This is a genomic window from Streptomyces sp. NPDC007189 (genome assembly GCF_040703635.1).
In the GTDB taxonomy this organism is placed as follows: domain Bacteria; phylum Actinomycetota; class Actinomycetes; order Streptomycetales; family Streptomycetaceae; genus Streptomyces.
The window spans coordinates 1-19,745 of sequence record NZ_JBEYEY010000044.1 but is presented as its reverse complement, the minus strand read 5'-3'; the positions used below and the strand labels follow the sequence as shown (position 1 = coordinate 19,745).

At 73.6% G+C, this 19,745-nt stretch carries 9 protein-coding genes; 8 read left to right on the top strand and 1 reads right to left on the bottom strand.

The genetic code is table 11. The annotated features are described in order from the left end of the window. The 6 genes from AB0950_RS39435 to AB0950_RS39410 form a co-directional block, all read left to right on the top strand. A partial coding sequence (locus AB0950_RS39435; protein ID WP_366780696.1) for an SDR family NAD(P)-dependent oxidoreductase occupies positions 1–3,670 on the top strand: 3,670 nt, incomplete at its 5' end. Then, entirely contained in the window at positions 3,667–4,917 is a 1,251-nt protein-coding gene (locus AB0950_RS39430) for an activator-dependent family glycosyltransferase (RefSeq protein WP_360162513.1), read from the top strand. The genes AB0950_RS39435 and AB0950_RS39430, both read left to right, overlap by 4 nt. Before the next feature lie 64 nt (positions 4,918–4,981). Next, a complete protein-coding gene (locus AB0950_RS39425; RefSeq protein WP_360162515.1) occupies positions 4,982–5,176 on the top strand; it encodes a ferredoxin in 195 nt (64 codons plus the stop codon). Between the two features lie 44 nt (positions 5,177–5,220). After that, positions 5,221–6,288 carry a glucose-1-phosphate thymidylyltransferase gene (locus tag AB0950_RS39420; protein ID WP_360162517.1) on the top strand — a complete coding sequence of 356 codons (1,068 nt, stop codon included), beginning with the start codon at positions 5,221–5,223 and terminating at the stop codon, positions 6,286–6,288. Then, positions 6,285–7,274, top strand: coding sequence for a dTDP-glucose 4,6-dehydratase (gene rfbB / locus AB0950_RS39415; RefSeq protein ID WP_366780695.1), 990 nt, complete (start codon positions 6,285–6,287; stop codon positions 7,272–7,274). Before AB0950_RS39420 ends, rfbB begins: the two co-directional genes overlap by 4 nt. After that, positions 7,271–8,509 carry an FAD-dependent oxidoreductase gene (locus AB0950_RS39410; RefSeq protein WP_366780694.1) on the top strand — a complete coding sequence of 413 codons (1,239 nt, stop codon included), beginning with the start codon at positions 7,271–7,273 and terminating at the stop codon, positions 8,507–8,509. Before rfbB ends, AB0950_RS39410 begins: the two co-directional genes overlap by 4 nt. 350 nt (positions 8,510–8,859) lie before the next feature. Here AB0950_RS39410 and AB0950_RS39405 read toward each other — a convergent pair whose 3' ends face one another. After that, positions 8,860–9,639: a VC0807 family protein gene (locus AB0950_RS39405; protein WP_360162523.1), complete on the bottom strand. Its 780-nt coding sequence runs from the start codon at positions 9,637–9,639 to the stop codon at positions 8,860–8,862. 397 nt (positions 9,640–10,036) lie between these two features. Between AB0950_RS39405 and AB0950_RS39400 the strand changes: the two genes are divergently transcribed. Both AB0950_RS39400 and AB0950_RS39395 read left to right on the top strand, forming a co-directional pair. Next, on the top strand, positions 10,037–11,422 hold the full coding sequence (locus AB0950_RS39400; protein ID WP_366780693.1) for a cytochrome P450: 1,386 nt from the start codon (positions 10,037–10,039) through the stop codon (positions 11,420–11,422). 416 nt (positions 11,423–11,838) lie between these two features. Continuing rightward, the coding region (locus AB0950_RS39395; RefSeq protein ID WP_366780692.1) for a beta-ketoacyl synthase N-terminal-like domain-containing protein at positions 11,839–19,745 on the top strand (7,907 nt) is incomplete at its 3' end.

Here is a 19,745-nt window from a genome sequence, read left to right as displayed (position 1 = left end):
TGTCGACGGGGCCGGTGTGGACTGGGCGGCGCGGCTTCCCGTCACCGCGCCGGTGCCGCTGCCGACGTACGCCTTCCAGCGCCGCCGCTACTGGCTGCCCGCCTCCACGCAGGCGGGCGACGTCACCGCCGCCGGGCTGGAGCGGCCCGGACATCCGCTGCTGTCCGCTGCCGTACGGATCGCCGACACCGGCGGGCTGGTGTTCAGCGGACTGCTGTCCCCGCGCACGCTCCCGTGGCTCGCCGACCACCGGGTGCTCGACCGGACCATCCTGCCCGCCACCGCCTACCTCGAACTTGCCGTGCACGCCGGTGACCAGGTCGGTCTCGGGCAGGTCGCCGAACTCACCCTGGAGACCCCGCTGGTGCTGCCCGAGCGCGCCGCTGTGCAGTTCCAGCTGGCGCTCGCGGGTCCGGACGAGGAGGGACGGCGGGCGTTCAGCGTCCACTCGCGCCCCGCCGACGCCGGCCCCGACGAGCCGTGGACCCGGCACGCGCAGGGCCTGCTCGCCGAGGAGCCGGACACGGACCCCGCCGCCGACGCGGACTTCACCGGCGCCTGGCCGCCGCCGGACGCCCGGCCGGTCGTACCCGGCGGGCCGGGCGAGGACGGTGACTGGTACGAGCCGTTCACGGCCGGAGGGTTCGCCTACGGGCCCGCCTTCCGTGGACTCGGCCGGGTCTGGCGGCGCGACGGCGAACTGTTCGCCGAGGTCGCCCTGCCGGAGACGCACCGCGCCGAGGCCACCCGGTACGCGATCCACCCCGCGCTGCTCGACGCGGCCGTGCAGACCCTGCTCGTCCGCGCGCTCGACGGCGCCGAGGAAGAGGCGGCGGCCACCCTGCCGTTCGCCTGGCACGGCGTCCGCCTCCACGCGACCGGCGCGAGCGCGCTCCGCGTCCACCTGGTCCCCGGCGAACGCCCCGACACGTACACGGTGTCCGTCGCCGGACCCGACGGTCGGCCCGTCGTCACGGCCGAGGGGCTCGTCCTGCGCCGGATCACCGCCGGACAGCTCCCCGACGCGCCCGCTGCCACAGCGGCCGACACCACACCGCCGCTCCTGGTCCAGCGCTGGCGGCCCGCCGACCCACAGCCCGCCGCCCCGGCACCGGAGAGCGTGCGCTGGGCCCTGCTCGGCGAGGGCGACGGCGGCCTCGCCGAGACGCTGGACGCGTCCGGGGTGCACCTGGAGTGCTACGCCGACCTCGCCTCCCTCGCGGCGGCCGTCGACACCGGCACCGCGCCGCCCCCGATCGTCCTCACCATGTTCGGCGCGGCCCCCGGCATGCCCGCACCGCAGGCCGCACGGGACGTGCTGACCTCGGCCGCCGGTCTGCTGCGCGCCTGGGTGGACGACGACCGCTTCGCCGGCTCGCGCCTCGTCCTCGTCACCCGTGGCGCGGTCGGCACCACGCCCGACGAAGACGTCGCGGACCTCCCCGCCGCCGCCCTCTGGGGGCTGGTACGGTCCGCCCAGCTGGAACACCCCGACCGGCTGCACCTGTTGGACGTGGACACGGCCGATGCGCGCGGCTCCGGGAACGCCGTCACGGCCGCCATCGCCGCCACCCACCCCCAGGCCGTCGTCCGCGCCGGGACGCTCCTGCTGCCCGAGCTTCTGCCGCTCGACCAGGCAGCGGAAGCAGACGAGCCGGAGGCCACCACACCATTCCCCGCGCACGGCACCGTCCTCGTCACCGGCGCCACCGGCGCCCTCGGCGGCCTCGTGGCCCGGCACCTCGTCACCGCCCACGGGGTGCGCAGCCTGCTCCTGGCGTCCCGGCGCGGCACCGACGCCCCCGGCGCCGACACCCTGCTCGCCGACCTCGCGGCGCACGGCGCCGAGGCCACCCTGGTCGCCTGCGACGTCGCCGACCGGGCGGACTTGGAGGCGCTGCTCACCGCAGTCCCCGAGGACCGGCCCCTCACGGCCGTGGTGCACGTCGCCGGGGTCGTCGACGACGCCACGCTGACCTCGCTGACCGACGCGCAGCTGGACGCCGTACTGCGACCGAAGGCGGATGCCGCCTGGCTGCTGCACGAACTGACGGAGCATCAAGGACTGTCGGCGTTCGTGCTGTTCTCCTCGGCTGCGGGCACCTTCGGCGCGGCCGGGCAGGGCGCCTACGCCGCCGCGAACACGTTCCTCGACGGGCTGGCCCGGCACCGCCGGGCCCGGGGCCTGGCCGCCACCTCCGTCGCGTGGGGGCTGTGGGCCGCCGACAGCGGGATGACCGCCGGCCTGGCCGCCGCCGACCGGGAGCGGATGGCCCGCACCGGCATGCTTCCCCTGAGCACCGAGGCGGGCCTCGCGCTTCTCGACAGGGCGCTGGGCGCACCCGACGCGGCCGTGGTGGCCGTGGCCCGGCAGTCGCCCGCCGCCTCCCGCGCCCGGACCCGCCGGTCCGCGGCCACCGGGGCACCGGCCGACGGCGGCCGGACACTGGCCGCCCGGCTGGCCGGGCTCGGTCCCGACCAGCGGCTCGCCGTACTGGTGGACGCGGTCCGCGAGCAGGTCGCCGTGGTCCTCGGGCACGACACCACCGACGAGGTGCTGCCCGACCGGCACTTCGCGGAACTCGGCTTCGACTCGCTCACCGCGGTTGAACTGCGCAACCGGCTCGCCTCGCTGACCGGCTTCCGCCTGCCGCCCACGCTCGTCTTCGACGTCGACACCCCGCAGGCGCTCGCCGCGGACCTCGCCGAACGGTTCACCCCGGCCGGCGATCCCGCGCCGGCCACCGGGGACCGGGCCGGTACGGAGCCCGAGCGGACGGGCGCGCGCCCCGAGGACACCGTGGGCGCCCTGTTCCGCACCGCCTGCTGGCAGGGCCGCGTCGACGAGGGTTTCGCCCTGCTGCAGGCGGTCGCCGAACTGCGGCCCACCTTCGACACGCCCGAGGCGCTCACCGGTGCCGGACTGCGGCTGGCCGCCGGCGACGAGGGCGCCCCGCTCGTCTGCTTCAGTTCCTACGTGGCACTGGCCGGCGTGCACCAGTACGCGCGCTTCGCCTCGGCGTTCCGTGGACGCCGCGACGTGTGGGCGCTGCCCACCCCCGGCTTCGGGCGCGGCGAGCCCCTGCCCGCCTCGCTGGACATCGTCGCCCGCACGCAGGCCGACTGGGCCCTGCGCTGCGCGGGCGGCAGGCCCTTCGTCCTCACCGGCTCATCCTCCGGCGGGGTGCTGGCCCTGGCCGCCGCCCGCCACCTGGAAAAGGCGGGCCGGCCCCCGCTCGGTGTGGCGCTGCTCGACACCTACATGCCGCGCGCCGACTCGCCGTTCACCCGTTTCTCGGCCGAGATGCTCGCCGGGATGTTCGACCGGGAGTCGATGTTCGCGGCCATGGACGCCGACCGGCTGTCCGCGATGAGCTGGTACATCAACATGATCGGCGAGTGGGACCCGGGCGCGCTGTCCGTGCCGGTGCTGCTGGTGCGGCCGAGCGAGCCCCCGGTCACCGTCGCCGGACAGGGGCCCGGCGAACCGGGGGAGTGGCAGAGCTCCTGGGACGGCGCCGACCGCGTGGTGGACGTGCCCGGCAACCACTTCACGATGATGGAGTCCCACGCCGCCACCACCGCGGGCGCCCTCACCACCTGGATCGACACGGTGCTGCCGCCGTACACCGCCGGCCGGGAACCGGCCCACCGAACCGAGGGAGCATGATGCGGGTCCTGTTCGTCAGCCTGTCCGAGAAGTCCCACATCTATCTGATGGCGCCCCTGGCGTGGGCGCTCGCCGCCGCCGGCCACGAGGTCCGCGTGGCGAGCCAGCCCATGGCCACCGAGACCATCACCCGAGCCGGACTCACCGCCGTGCCCGTGGGCAGCGACCACGCCATCCACCGCGACATGGCCGCCTACCGCGAGTCGCAGGACTACCGCACCGCCAACTGGAGCCGCTGCGAACGCGCCGACGTCGACTGGGCCGAGCTGAAGGAACGCTACGAACTCAGCGTCCCCTACGCCTTCGCCGTCTACAACGACTCCATGATCGACGACCTCGCGGCCTTCGCGCAGAGCTGGCGGCCCGACCTCGTGGTGCGCGACCCGCTCGCCTACGCCGGCGCCGTCGCCGCCCGCATCAGCGGCGCGGCCCACGTACGGCTGATGTGGTGCGCCGACGTGTGGGGCCGCACCCGGCAGACCTATCTGGAACTCATGGCGCAGCAGCCCGAGTCCGAGCGCGTCGATCCGCTCGCCGACTGGCTCGCGGCCCGCTCCGAGCCGTTCGGGTTCTCCTGTGACGAGGAGATGCTGCACGGCCAGGCCACCGTCAGCACCCTGCCGGCCGCCCTGTCCGTCCCGACGGCCTCCCCGGAACTGCCCATGCGGCACGTGCCGTACAACGGGCGCGCGGTGGTGTGGGACTGGCTGCGCGAGGTCCCGAAGAAGCCGCGGGTCTGCCTGAGCCTCGGCGCCTCCAACACCGAGGACTACGGCGGCGACTACGTGTCCGTGCCCGAGATCCTCGACGCCCTGGCCGACGAGGACGTCGAGGTCGTCGCCGCGCTGCTGCCCGCCCAGCGCGAGCAGCTCACCTCGGTCCCCGACAACGCCCGCGCCGTCGACTCCGTCGCCCTGCACACCCTGCTGCCGAGCTGCTCGGCCCTCATCCACCACGGCGGCTACGGCAGCTTCGCCACCGCCATGGTCGCCGGGGTGCCGCAGCTGATGCTCTCCACCCTCGTCTCCGACCACGAACTGCGCGGACGCGCCCTCGAGCGCACCGGCGCCGGCGTCTACCTGCACCACCGCGACGCCACCGCAGAGAACGTCCGCGACCACATCCGCCGGCTCACCGCACAGCCCGACGCCGCGGCCGCGGCCCGGCGGGTGCGCGCCCAGTGCGAGGCCATGCCGAGCCCCGCCGAGGTGGTGGCGTCCCTCGAACGGCTGGCGGAGGTCAGCTGACCGGCCCGCCGCGCCCCCTCAACTCCCTTACCAGTGCCCAGAACACAGGAACAGGACAGACACCATGAAGATCACCGTGGACCGTGAGCGCTGTGTCGGAGCCGGTCAGTGCGTGCTCGCCGCCGCAGGCGTCTTCGACCAGAGCCATGAGGACGGCCTCGTCGAACTGCTGCAGCCCGAGCCGGCGCAGGACCTGCACGCCGCCGTGACCGAGGCGGAGCTGATCTGCCCGTCCGGCGCCATCGAGATCCAGCCCTGACGGCCGGCCCCCTCACCGACGACACGTAAGGCGGGACGGAAACCGTGAAGGCTCTCGTGCTGTCGGGAGGTGCGGGGACCCGGCTGCGGCCCATCACCCACACCTCCGCGAAACAGTTGGTGCCGGTCGCCAACAAGCCCATCCTCTTCTACGGCCTCGAGGCGATCGCCGACGCCGGGATCACCGACGTCGCGATCGTCGTCGGCGACACCGAGGACGAGATCCGGCAGGCCGTCGGCGACGGCTCCGACTTCGGCATCCACGTCACCTACCTGCGGCAGAAGGCTCCGCTGGGCCTCGCCCACGCCGTGCTCATCGCCCGGGACTTCCTCGGCGACGACGACTTCGTGATGTTCCTCGGCGACAACTTCGTCTTCGGCGGCATCAACGACGCCGTCGAGGAGTTCCGCAAGACACGCCCCGACGCCCAGCTGCTGCTCACCCGCGTCCCCGACCCGTCCGCCTTCGGCGTCGCCGAACTCGACGAGCAGGGGCGCCTGGTGCGGCTGGAGGAGAAGCCGCGCCATCCCCGCAGCGACCTCGCGCTGGTCGGCGTGTACCTGTTCGGCCCGGTCATCCACGACGCCGTACGCGCCATCGAGCCCTCGCCCCGCGGCGAACTGGAGATCACCGACGCCCTGCAGTGGCTGCTGGACCGCGACCGCGACGTGCGCACCACGGTCATCACCGGCTACTGGAAGGACACCGGGAACGCCGCCGACATCCTCGACGTCAACCGCCGCCTCCTCGACCTGCTGGAGTACCAGGTCGACGGCGACGTCGACGACGCCAGCGAGATCGTCGGCCGGGTGCGCATCGAGGCCGGTGCGACCGTGCGGGGCTCCCGGATCGTGGGCCCCGCGATCATCGGCTCCGGCACCCTCGTCCAGGACTCCTACATCGGCCCGTCGACGTCCATCGCCGAGGACTGCGTCATCCGCAACAGCGAGATCGAGTTCTCCATCATCCTGCGGGAGTCCAGCTTCGACAGCATCCGCCGGGTGGAGGGCTCCCTCGTCGGCCGCAACGTGCACGTCTCCCTCGGCCTGCGGGTGCCCGCCACCCACCGGCTCGTCATCGGCGACCACGGGCGGGTGCAGATCTCCTCATGACCACCCGCATCCTGGTGACCGGCGGCGCCGGATTCATCGGCTCCCACCACGTGCGCACCCTGCTCGGCCGCACCGGGCCGGCCGGCGTCGCCGTCACCGTCCTCGACAAGCTCACCTACGCGGGCAACCCCGCCAACCTCGACGCGGTCCGCGACCACCCCTCGTTCGCCTTCGTCAAGGGCGACATCTGTGACCGGGAACTCGTCGACGACCTCATGGCCCGCCACGACGAGGTCGTGCACTTCGCCGCCGAGTCCCACGTCGACCGCTCCATCGCCGACTCCGCCGCGTTCGTGCGCACCAACGTCCTGGGCACCCAGACCCTCCTCGACGCGGCCCTGCGGCACGGCGTGCGCACCTTCGTGCACGTCTCCACCGACGAGGTCTACGGCTCCATCGACACCGGCGCCTGGACCGAGCAGAGCCCGCTGCTGCCCAACTCGCCGTACTCCGCCTCCAAGGCCTCCTCCGACCTCATCGCCCTCGCCTACCACCGCACCCACGGCCTGGACGTCCGGGTCACCCGCTGCTCCAACAACTACGGCCCCCACCAGTACCCCGAGAAGGTCGTCCCGCTGTTCGTGACGAACCTTCTCGACGGCCTGAAGGTCCCCCTGTACGGCGACGGCGGCAACGTCCGCGACTGGCTGCACGTCGACGACCACGTCCACGGCATCGAGCTGGTCCGCACCCGCGGCCGGGCCGGCGAGGTCTACAACATCGGCGGCGGCACGGAGCTGACGAACAGGGAACTCACCGACGTGCTCCTCGACGCCTGCGGCGCCGGCCCCGACCGCATCGTGCACGTCCCCGACCGCAAGGGCCACGACCGCCGCTACTGCGTCGACTGGACCAAGATCCGCGACGAACTCGGCTACCGGCCCCGCACCGACTTCACCACCGGCCTCGCTCGCACCGTCGACTGGTACCGCACCCACCGCTCCTGGTGGGAACCGCTCAAGACGACCCCCGGGGTGACGGCGTGAGCGAGCTGAACGAGATCGTCGTCGTGGGCGCCGGAGCCGCCGGCGCCACCACCGCCGAGAGCCTGCGCCGCCAGGGCTACGACGGCCGCCTCACCCTCGTCGGCGCCGAACCCCACCTGCCCTACGACCGGCCGCCGCTGTCCAAGCAGATCCTCACCGGCCGCTGGGAACCGGACCGGATCCGGCTGCGCGCCCCCGAGGCGTACGACCGGCTCGCCATCGAGCTGCGCCTGGGCAGCGCCGTCACCGGCCTGGACCGCACCGGCCGCACGGTGCACCTCGCCGACGGCTCCCGGCTGCACGCCGACGCCGTCGTCGTCGCCACCGGCGTACGACCCCGGCGACTGCCCCGCACCGACGACCCCGACCGGTCCGACGCACCCGCCGGCGTGCACGTGCTGCGCACCCTCGACGACGCCCTCGGCCTGCGCGAGGCCCTCCTCACCGGCCCGCGCCTGGTGGTGGCCGGCGCCGGGCTGCTCGGCACCGAGGCCGCCGTCGCGGCCCGCACCCTCGGCGCCGACGTCACCCTGGTCTGCCCGGCACCCGTGCCGCTGCTCGACCTGCTCGGCCCGCAGGCCGCCGGCCTGGTCGCCGCCACCCACCGGGACCTCGGGCTGCGCGTCCACCAGGGCCGGGTGACCGCCGTGACCGCCGCCCGCGGCACCGTCACCGGCGTCCAACTGGCCGACGGCGGCGTGCTCCCCGCCGACGTGGTGCTGGTCGCCACCGGCTCCGTGCCCAACACCGAGTGGCTGCACGGCAGCGGCGTCCCCGTCGACGACGGCGTCGTCTGCGACATGCTGTGCGCGGCCGAGCCCGGCGTGTGGGCCGCGGGCGACGTGGCCGCCCGGCCCGACCCGCACACCCGCCGGCGCGTGCGGCTGGAACACCGTACGCACGCCACCGAACAGGCCATGGCCGTCGCCCGCAACATCCTCGCCGGCTCCGGAGCACGCCCCTTCGCACCGCTGCGGTCCTTCTGGACCGACCAGCACGACCTGAAGATCCAGGTGTTCGGGGACCTCACCGGGACCGACCGCTGCCACATCCTCGAAGGCGACCCCGCGGAACGGAAGTTCACCGCCGTGTACTGCGCCGCGGACCGCGTCCTGGGCGCCGTCGCGGTCAACATGCCGCGCGAGGCACCGCGGCTGCGCACGGCCGTGGAGACCGGCGAACTCCCCACGTCCCGCACGCCCGAGCCGACACCGGCGGCCGCGACGGAGGCGTGAGCGCCGACGGCCGACCGTGGCCCGGCCCCGCAAGGTTGTGGTCCGGCCCCGCCAAGCCGGGGTCGGGCCGGCCCGGGCTTCACGGCGGTCACACGGTCGCGCCCACTACGGGCCTGCAGGCGCGGTCGGATCTGCGATCGGGTCGTTGACACGGCCGTGCCCGGTCACGGATGCCGGTCCCGCGGCCGGATCCGTCACCGGGCCTCCGCCGGGCCGCCGGCACGCGCGCGTCGACACCGAGCCGCCCGCGTTCGCGCTGCAGGCATACGAGGCAAGACGGCACACGCGCTAGGCGGAGCGCAGGACGGACGGGGGAGGCGGACGGGGGAGGCGGACGCGCACCGCCCGGGTCAGTGGTGGTCGTGGCCCGTGCCGGGCGCCGGCGCCGGCCCGCGACCGCCGTCCCGCGCCGGGGAGCCGGAGTCGGGAGACAGGATCAGCCACAGGCCGGCCCGCGCGTGGTAGATGTTCACGATCACCAGCATCAGCAGCGTGAACACGCCGTACTGGGCGCCGTTGAGCGCCGGCACCATGTGCACGGGCAGGGTGTACGCCATCAGCGTGCGGACGCCCGAGTCGACGAGCAGTCCGATGCCCCACATCACCGTGGTGACCCGCCAGATCCGCCGGAACTGCCGGTCCTCGTCCCAGAGTTCGTCCCAGTCCCGGCCGCCCGAGGCCCGCCGCTCCAGCAGCCTGCGGGAGAAACCGAACGCCAGCGGCCGTCTGCCGCGCAGCGACACCAGGAAGCCCACTCCGGCCACACCGGTCAGCCATCCGTCGCGGAGCAGCAGCAGCCGCGGGCCGCCGCCGACCACCGACACGATGATGCTGAGCACCAGCATGACCGTCACGAACACGCCCAGCACGTCCACCCGCCGGGTCTTCGCGAACCGCAGCAGCGTCGCCACCGCGGGCACCACCGCGCCCGCCGTCAGCGCGATCACGTCGCCCACCCCGGCCGCCGTCAGGCCGTAGTACAGGCCGATCGGCACACCGAAGTCCACGAGGACGGTCAGCAGCACCGGCGGCCCGGACGAGGAGTCGGACGCCGCACCCGAGGTGGCACCGCCGCGGGCGGGGCGGTCGGGGGTGGGCTGGTCCGGCAGGGTGCTTCCGCCGCTGGTCATGCGCTCTCCGTCCGACGGGACCGTACACGAACGATTGCCGGGGCGGCCCGCGCCTCCCACCCCGGACGGCGGAAGCGGCCACCACGCGTCAGGGTACGTGCGGACCCCGCCGGCGGCCCATGGCGACCGACCGCATCGGGCCAACCCTTTGGAATTCCCTAGACCTCGACGACGACCGGCCGGGCGCGCAGCACCCCGGTGCTAGCGTCGGGCGCCAGGTCGACCCCCGTGCACACGCCCCGCCCGTCCCGCCGCGTCCGCAGAAGACCGAACTCTGCCCAGCCGGCTCGGCGTTGAGACCCGTCACCCTCCGCTGACCCAGGAGACATCTGTGACCGACGTACAAACAACTCCCGAGTCGCCTGCGCCGACGGCAGCCATTCCCACGCCCGGCCCCATGCGGCTGAAGGACATGCGCGAGGTCGTACGGAACGTCCCGCGCTATCTCACCGGCCTGCGCGACAAGCACGGCCCGCTGGTCCGCGTCCCGATGGGAAAGACCGACGCCTTCCTCGTCAGTGACTTCGACATCGTCCAGGACGTCATCATCGCCTCCAGCCGACGCTTCGACAAGGACGCCCAGAAGACCGGCCCCGGCCCCGACGACTGGGGCTCCACCCTCGAACGCGTCCTCGGCAAGGGCCTGGTGACCAGCGTCGGCACCTACCACCGCCGGCAGCGCCGGCTCATCCAGCCCGTCTTCCACCGCCAGCGCATCGCCGGCTACGGCACCGCGTTCGCCACCATCGCCGACGAGGCCGCCTCCCACTTCACCGACGGCGAGCGGTTCAACTTCCACGAGGCGATGTACGAACTCGCCCTCGGCATGGTCACCCGCACCCTCTTCGACGTCTCCCTCGACAGCGAGGCCGCCGACCGCATCCGCACCGCCTTCCCCCGCGAGGGCGGCCCCCTGCGCTGGGAACTGAGCCCCTTCGGCAAGATCCTGCTGCGCCTGCCGCTGCGCGCCAACCGGCAGTTCAAGCGCGGCCTGAAAGCCGTCGACGACATCGTCTACGGCATGATCGAGGAACGCCGCAAGGGCCCCGGCGACGGCGAGGACCTGCTGTCCGTGCTGCTCACCGTCACCGACGCCGACACCGGCGAACACCTCACCGACCTCGAGCTGCGCGACGAGGCCATCACCCTGCTGATGGCCGGCCACGAAACCTCCTCGGGCGCCCTCACCTGGGCCTACTACCTGCTCGGCACCCACCCGGAGATCCGCGAGAAACTGCACGCCGAGATCGACGAGGTCCTCGGCGACCGCCTGCCCACCGTGGCCGACCTGCCCAGGCTGCAGTTCACCGACGCCGTGTACTCCGAGGCGCTGCGCCTGTACCCGCCGGCCTGGGTCCTCGTACGGCGCGCCCTGGAGGACTACACGGCCAACGGCTACCACATCCCGCGCAACAGCGTCCTGATGGTCAGCCCGTACGTCCTGCACCGCGACGCCACCTGGTGGCCGGAGCCGGAGCGGTTCGCGCCCCAGCGGTTCCTGCCCGAGCCCGACCCCGACGACCCGCTCACCGGGCACGCCAAGGCCCCCGGCCGCCCCAAGCTGGCCTACCTGCCCTTCGGCGCCGGACCCCGCCAGTGCATCGGCAACGTCTTCGCCCAGATGGAGGGCGTCATGGCGCTGGCCACCCTCAGCAGGCACTGGGAGTTCGAGCCCGTCGGCGACCCGCCGGACCGGGTCACGAGCGACTTCACCCTCCAGCCGCGCGGAGGCCTGGAGATGGTCGCCCACCGCAGGCGCCGAGGGACGGCGAACGGCCGCTGACCAGCGCCGAACTAGTAGAAGTCTCCCTAGATCGCCGGCTGCCTGCGGGACTCCCTCGCAGGCAGCCGCCAGTATGACAAGCATCGCAACCACCGATTGTCCCGCGGATGGCGCGGCAGTCGGATCCGGCCGGAATGCGCGGCCAGAAAATGAGCTGGATCCGTAGGGCGGAGGCAGTGGCCGTGGTGCCAGAAGACGCACACGCACGGGAAAACGTGTCGGTATCCCCTCGGGGAGCCGCATCCGTCGAGGGTGCCGCGTCCGTTCGGGAATCCGCGTTCACCGAGGGTGCCGCGGCCGTTCGGGAATCCGCGTCCACCGGGGAATCCGAAACCCTGCACGGAACCGAGTCCCTTTCGGCGGAATGCGAGGACGGCCCGGGCGTGAACGCGGGCGCGGGCGCGGAATTCTCCGGAATGCGTTCCGCCCGGGAAAGCGCGGCGGCCCCACGGGACGCGATCGCCGTGGTCGGTATTTCCTGCCGTTTTCCCCAGGCCCCCGACCCGGCCGCGTTCTGGCGCCTGCTCATCGAAGGCGAGAGCGCCGTCACGGAAACCCCCGCCGACCGCCTCGACTCCCTCGCCGCCCCCGACCCCGCCACACCCGCGGCTCCCCGCCGCGGCGGCTGGCTCGACCACGTCGACCGCTTCGACGCCGGCTTCTTCGGCATCTCGCCGCGCGAGGCCGCGGCGATGGACCCCCAGCAGCGCCTGGTCCTCGAACTCGGCTGGGAGGCCCTGGAGGAGGCGGCCGTCGTCCCCGGCCGGCTGCGCGGCAGCCGCACCGGCGTCTTCGTCGGCGCCATCTGGGACGACTACGCGGCCCTCGCCCGGCGCCTCGGCCCCGAGGCCGTCGGCCGCCACACCCTCAGCGGCCTGAACCGCGGCATCATCGCCAACCGCCTCTCCTACGTCCTCGGCCTGCGCGGACCCAGCCTCACCGTCGACGCCGGCCAGTCCTCCTCGCTCGTCGCCGTCCACCTCGCCTGCGAGAGCCTGCGCCGGGGAGAGAGCGAACTCGCCCTCGCCGGCGGCGTCAACCTCACCCTCGCCCCCGACAGCGACCTCGCCTGCGCCGGCTTCGGCGCGCTCTCCCCGGACGGCGCCTGCTTCACCTTCGACGCCCGCGCCAACGGCTATGTGCGCGGCGAGGGCGGCGCCCTCGTCCTCCTCAAGCCCCTCGCCCGGGCCCTGTCAGACGGCGACCGAATCCACTGCGTCATCCGGGGCAGCGCCACCAACAACGACGGCGGCGGCGACGGCCTCACCGCACCCCTGCGCGAGGCCCAGGAGGAGGTCCTGCGCCTCGCCTACGGCGACGCCGGCCTCGACCCGTCCGAGGTCCAGTACGTCGAACTCCACGGCACCGGCACCCGGCTCGGCGACCCCATCGAGGCCGCCGCCCTCGGCGCCGTCGTCGGACGCGCCCGCACGGACGGCCGCCGGCTGCTCGTCGGCTCGGTGAAGACGAACATCGGGCACCTGGAGGGCGCGGCGGGCATCGCCGGACTGGTCAAGACCGTGCTGTCGCTCCGCCACGGACGCATCCCCGCCAGCCTCAACCACGAGCAACCCAACCCCGCGATCCCCCTCGACGACCTCAACCTGCGCGTCGCGACCGCGCCCCGGCCGTGGCCGAACGGGGCCACGCCACGCCGGGCGGGCGTCAGCTCGTTCGGCATGGGCGGCACCAACTGCCATGTGGTGCTGGAGGAATGGCCCCACACCGAGGCGGCCGGCCCGACCGGAGGGCGGCCTCGGCGAGGTCGTAGCGCTTCGGTGGCCGAGGCCCACGGCACGGACACGACCGAGAGCCACGCGACCGGTGGGGCCCTGCCCGAGGCCGGCCGTGCGGTCCTGCCCGACACCGGCCGTGTGCCCCTGCCCTGGATCGTCTCCGGCCGCACGGACAAGGCGCTGCGCGCCCAGGCCAAGCGACTGCTCGCCCACCTGGAGGCCCACCCCACCGCCGACGCGGCCGACGTCGCCTACTCCCTCGCCGAGACGCGGACCCGCTTCGAGCACCGCGCCGTCGTCCTCGGCACGGACCGCGAAGACCTGCTGCGCGGCCTCACCGCCCTGGCCTCCGGCACCCCCAGCCCCGACCTCGTCACCGGAGTCTTCGAACCGGCCGCCACGGCCACATCCGAGGGCACCACCGCCTTCCTCTTCGCGGGCCAGGGCTCGCAGCGCCTCGGCATGGGCCGCGAGCTGTACGAGACGTACCCGGTGTTCGCGGAGGCCTTCGACGCCGTCGATGTCGAACTCCCCTTCGACCTGCGGGAGATCGTGTTCGGCGAGGACGCCGACCGCCTGAACCGCACCGAGTACGCCCAGCCCGCGCTGTTCGCCCTCGAAGTCGCCCTGTTCCGCCTCGCCGAGTCCTTCGGGGTGCGCCCCGACGTGCTCTTCGGACACTCCGTCGGCGAGATCGCCGCCGCGCACGTGGCAGGCCTGTGGTCCCTGGCCGACGCCTGCCGCGTCGTCGTAGCGCGCGGCCGGCTGATGCAGGCGCTCCCCGACGGCGGCGCCATGGTCTCCGTCCAGGCCACCGAGGACGAGGTGCTGCCCCTGCTCGCCGGACGGGAGGACCGGCTCGGCATCGCGGCGGTCAACAGCCCCGCCGCGGTCGTCGTCTCCGGTGCCACCGACGCCGTCGAGGAGGTCGCGGCCCACTTCCGCGCCCGCGACCGCAAGGTGACGGCCCTGCGCGTCAGCCACGCCTTCCACTCGCCGCTCATGGACCCCATGCTCGACGAGTTCCGCACGGTGCTCGCCGACGTCACCTACGGCCGGCCGGCCCTGCCCATCGTCTCCGACATCACCGGCCGCACCGCCACCCTGGACGAGCTGGCTTCCCCGGACTACTGGACCCGCCACGTCCGCCACACCGTGCGGTACGCCGACGGCATCCGCACCCTGCAGGCCGAGGGCGTCCGTCACCTCGTCGAACTCGGCCCCGACGGCACCCTGACCGCCCTCGCCGAGCAGACCCTGGACACGGACGACGTCCTGGCCGTCGCCGCCCAACGCAAGGACCGCCCCGGCGCCCGCGCCTTCCTCGAAGCGCTCGCAGCGCTCCACGCCACCGGCCTGCCCGTCGACTGGACCCCCGTCCTCACCGCGCACGGGGCCCGCCGCACGGACCTGCCCACCTACGCCTTCCGCCGCCGCCGCTACTGGCTGTCCGACACGGTCACGGCTCCGCAGGCCGGGGTGACCCCCGCCGAGCCGCGAACGGCCGACGCCGATGCCGAAGGCACGGACGACATCGAGGGCGTCGAGGACGCGACCCAGGCGCTGCGCGGCCGTCTCCGTCGGCTGTCTCCGCGCGAGTGCCGCGCGACCCTGCTGGACCTGGTCCGCACCCACGCCGCCGCCATCCTCAGCCACGACTCGGCGGACGAGGTCGAACCCCGGCGCACCTTCAAGGACCTGGGCTTCGACTCCCTCACCTCCGTCGACCTCCGCAACCGGCTCAGGGCCGCGACCGGACTGCGCCTGCCGGCCTCCCTGCTCTTCGACTGCCCCACACCGGAAGCGGTGGCGGGCCACCTGGAGGAGCAGCTCTCCCCGGCCACCGACCGCAAGGAACTCGTGCCCCGGACCCCGGCGGGCACGGACGAAGATCCGGTGGTCGTCGTCGGTATGGCGTGCCGTTTCCCGGGTGGGGTCGGTTCGCCGGAGGATCTGTGGCGGCTGGTGAGCGAGGGTGGTGACGCGATCGGCGCGTTCCCGGCCGACCGGGGCTGGGACCTGGACGCTCTCTACGACCCGGAGCCTGGCCGGGCGGGACACACGTACGTCCGCGAGGGCGGATTCCTCTACGACGCTGCCGAGTTCGATGCAGGTCTGTTCGGTATCTCGCCGCGTGAGGCGCTGGCGATGGACCCGCAGCAGCGGCTGCTCCTGGAGACGTCGTGGGAGGTCTTCGAGCGGGCCGGTATCGATCCGGCGAGCCTGCGTGGCTCCCGTACCGGCGTCTTCGCCGGCCTCGTGGAACAGGGCTACGGAGCCCGTCTGCGTGACGCCGTCGAGCAGTCCGACGGTTACGTCCTCACCGGCACGACCCTGAGCGTCGCCTCCGGCCGTATCGCGTACACCTTCGGTTTCGAGGGTCCTGCGGTCACGGTCGACACGGCGTGCTCGTCCTCGCTGGTCGCCCTGCACCTGGCGGTGCAGGCGCTGCGGGCGGGGGAGTGTGATCTGGCGCTGGCCGGTGGTGTGACGGTGATGGCCGGTCCCGAAATGTTCGTGGAGTTCTCGCGGCAGCGGGGTCTGGCGTCGGACGGGCGGTGCAAGGCGTTCTCGGACGGCGCGGACGGCACGGCGTGGTCGGAGGGCGTGGGGCTGCTGCTGGTGGAGCGGCTGTCGGACGCCCGCCGTCACGGTCATCGTGTCCTGGCGGTGGTCGCCGGTTCGGCGGTGAACCAGGACGGTGCGTCGAACGGTCTGACCGCTCCGAACGGTCCCTCTCAGCAGCGGGTCATCCGCCAGGCACTTGCCGGCGCCGGGCTCAAGCCCGCCGACGTCGATGCCGTCGAGGCCCACGGCACCGGCACCCCGCTGGGTGACCCGATCGAGGCAGAGGCGCTCCTCGCCACCTACGGTCAGGACCGCGAACGGCCGCTGCTTCTCGGCTCGTTGAAGTCGAACATCGGCCACGCCCAGGCCGCTGCCGGTGTGGGCGGTGTGATCAAGATGGTGATGGCGATGCGGCACGGCGTGCTGCCGCGCACGCTCCACGTGGACGAGCCGTCGTCGCACGTGGACTGGACGGCGGGTGACATCGCGCTTCTCACCGAGGAGCGGGCATGGCCCAAGAGTGACCATCCGCGCCGGGCCGGTGTCTCGTCGTTCGGCATCAGTGGCACCAACGCCCACGTCATCCTGGAGGAGGCGGCGGAGGAACCGGCGCTCCAGGACGCGGCTCCCGAGCGGGACGCCTTCGACACCGGTCGGCGCACGTTTCCGCTGGTGCTGTCCGCGGCCGACCCCGACGCCCTGCGTGCCCAGGCCGCGCGTCTCGGCGCGTTCCTCTCGCAGGACGCACAGCTGACGCCTGCGGACCTCGGCCTGTCGCTCGCCACCACGCGCAGCACGCTGGAGCACCGCGCCGTGCTCTTGGCCGCCGACCAAGACGAACTCGAACGCGGTCTCGCCGCCCTGGCCGCCGGGGACACCGACCCCCGCCTGATCACCGGTGCCGACGACCGCGCGGGCCGCCGACTCGCGTTCCTCTTCGCCGGTCAGGGTTCGCAACGCCTTGGCATGGGCCGGGAGTTGTACGAGACCTACCCAATGTTCGCGGAGGCCTTCGACGCGGTCGACGCGGAACTGCCCTTCGACCTGAAGGCGGTTGTCTTCGGTGAAGACGAAGAGGCGCTGAACCGCACGGAGTTCACTCAGCCCGGGCTGTTCGCCTTCGAAGTGGCCCTGTTCCGGCTGCTGGAGTCGTGGGGTGTGCGCCCAGATGTGCTGGCCGGGCACTCGATAGGTGAGATCGCGGCCGTCCATGTGGCGGGCATGTGGTCCTTGGCGGACGCGTGCCGTCTGGTGGTGGCTCGTGGCCGGCTGATGCAGGCGCTGCCCGCGGGTGGTGCGATGGTGGCGCTGCAGGCGTCGGAGGAGGAGGTCCTGCCGCTCCTCGATGACGTGCGCGTGGGCCTGGCCGCGGTCAACGGCCCGCAGGCGGTGGTGATCGCCGGCACCGCCGAGGCCGTCGAGGAGGTGGTGGCGCACTTCCGGGCGCAGGAGCGCAAGGTGACGGTGCTGCGGGTGAGCCACGCGTTTCATTCGCCGCTGATGGAGCCGATGCTCGCCGACTTCCGGGCCGTCGCCGAGAGCCTGACGTACGAGCGGCCGGAGGTGCCCCTCGTCTCCACCCTCACCGGCGCCCCCGCGGACCCGGACGAGCTGATGACCCCGGAGTACTGGGTGCGGCACGTCCGCCGGACCGTCCGCTACGCCGACGCCGTGAGCGCGCTCGCCGAGCAGGGCATCACCCGGTTCGTCGAGCTGGGCCCCGACGGCACCCTCACCGCTCTCGCCCAGGCGTCGCTGGACGCCGACGGAACCGGGCGCCTGACCCTGCCCTCCCTGCGCAAGGACCGTCCGGAGACCGAGGCGCTGCTCACCGCGGTGGCCGCACTGTTCACCCGCGGCGGCGAGGCCGACTGGGCTGCCCTCTTCACGGGCAGCGGCGCCCGCACCGTCCCGCTGCCGACGTACGCCTTCCAGCGCAGGACCTACTGGCCGACCCCCGCCCCCGAACGCCACGCCGGCGACATCGCCGGACTCGGCCTCACCTCGGCGGACCACCCGCTGCTCGGCGCCGCCGTCACCCCGGCCGACTCGGACGGCGTGGTCGTCACCGGCCGGCTGTCGCTGCGCTCGCACCCGTGGCTGCGCGACCACGTCGTCGCCGGTGCCGCCCTGTTCCCCGGGACGGGCTTCCTGGAACTCGTCCTCCACGGCGCCGAGCAGGTCGGCTGCGACCGTGTGGAGGAACTGACCATCGCCGTGCCGCTCGTCCTCCCCGAGGACGGCGCCGTACAGATCCAGGTGCTGGTCACCGGCCCCGACGACGCGGGCAGCCGCAGCGTCAGCGTGTTCTCCCGGCCCGACAACGCTTCCGCGGACGAGGCGTGGACTCTCAACGCCAGCGGTGTCGTCGGCGCCGAGGACCCTCGTCCCGCCGAGTCGTTCGACTTCGGCGTGTGGCCCCCGCGCGGCGCGGTGGCGGAGCCCGTCGAGGGTGCGTACGAGCGTTTCGCGGGCCTGGGTCTGTCGTACGGCCCGGTGTTCCGCGGGCTGCGCGCACTGTGGCGGCGCGGTGAGGAGGTGTTCGCCGAGGTCACCCTGCCCGAGGCACACCAGGAACTCGCCGACCGCTTCGGCGTGCACCCCGCACTGCTGGACTCCGTTCTGCACGCCGTCCTGCACGGCACCTTCGGCGGCGACACCTCGCTTCGGCTGCCGTTCTCGTGGAGCGGTGTGTCGCTGTGGGCCACCGGCGCCCGCGAGCTGCGCGTCCGCGTGGCTCCCGCCGGAGCGGACGCGGTTGCCCTGGACCTCGCCGACTCGGCCGGCGGCGCCGTGGCCGCCGTCGACTCGCTGGTGCTGCGGCAGGTCTCCGGTGAGCTCGCGACGGCCACCGGCGGCCGGCAGCAGGACGGCCTCTTCCAGGTCGACTGGACCCGGGTGCCGGCGGCTGCCGGACCGGTTCCCGAGGTGAGCACCGGGCTGCCCGCCGTCGGCGAGACCGTCCCCGAGGACGTGCTCGTGCGCATCGAGCGCCCCGCCGGCACGACTCCGGCCGCCGCCCACACCGTCGCCGCCGACACGCTCGCGCTCGTGCGTGAGTGGTTGGCGGAGGAGCGGTTCGAGGCGGCGCGGCTGGTCGTCGTGACCGAGGGCGCGGTCGCTCCCGAGGGCACGGGTGCCGATCCGGTGCTGGCTGCGGTGTGGGGTCTGGTGCGTGCGGCGCGGGCGGAGGCTCCGGGGCGGTTCGTGCTGCTGGACGTGGACGGTGCGGAGGAGTCGTGGGGGGTTGTCGCGGGGGCGTTGGCTTCGGGTGAGCCGGAGTTGGCGGTGCGCGGTGGCGCCGTGTACGCGCCTCGGCTGGGCCGCGCGTCTTCGAGCGGTGTGCTGACGGCGCCGGCGGGGGAGTCGTCGTGGCGGCTGGACATCGTCGAGAAGGGCACGCTGGAGGGGCTGGCGCTCACGCCGGTCCCCCAGTCCGGGCTGGGGGAGGGGCAGGTTCGGATCGCCGTTCGCGCGGCCGGCGTCAACTTCCGTGATGTGCTCAACGCGCTCGGCATGTATCCCGGTGACGCCAAGGACTTCGGTCTCGAAGGCGCGGGTGTGGTGACCGAGGTCGGTCCCGGGGTGACCGAACTGACCGTCGGTGACCGGGTGTTCGGCATGTTCTCGGGCGCGTTCGGGCCGGTGGCGGTCGCGGATGCGCGGACGATCGCCCGGATTCCGGCGGGCTGGACGTTCGCGCAGGCGGCTTCCACCCCGATCGTGTTCCTGACGGCGTACTACGCGCTGAACGATCTCGGTGGGCTGCGTGCGGGTGAGCGGGTGTTGGTGCATGCGGCGGCCGGTGGTGTGGGGATGGCGGCGACGCAGCTGGCCCGGCACATGGGCGCCGAGGTGTTCGGTACGGCGAGTGTCGGCAAGTGGGGCCACCTTCGCGAACTGGGCTTGGACGACCGGCACATTGCGTCCTCGCGTGATACGGACTTCGAGGCGGCGTTCCTGGCGGTGACGGACGGCCGGGGTATGGATGTGGTCCTGGACTCGCTGGCCGGTGAGTT

Excerpts from the sequence above, each read along its gene's own strand:
- rfbB (WP_366780695.1), top strand. The coding sequence starts at position 6,285 with ATGACCACCCGCATCCTGGTGACCGGCGGCGCCGGATTCATCGGCTCC.
- AB0950_RS39430 (WP_360162513.1), top strand. The coding sequence starts at position 3,667 with ATGATGCGGGTCCTGTTCGTCAGCCTGTCCGAGAAGTCCCACATCTAT.
- AB0950_RS39425 (WP_360162515.1), top strand. The coding sequence starts at position 4,982 with ATGAAGATCACCGTGGACCGTGAGCGCTGTGTCGGAGCCGGTCAGTGC.
- AB0950_RS39400 (WP_366780693.1), top strand. The coding sequence starts at position 10,037 with ATGCGGCTGAAGGACATGCGCGAGGTCGTACGGAACGTCCCGCGCTAT.
- AB0950_RS39405 (WP_360162523.1), bottom strand. The coding sequence starts at position 9,639 with ATGACCAGCGGCGGAAGCACCCTGCCGGACCAGCCCACCCCCGACCGC.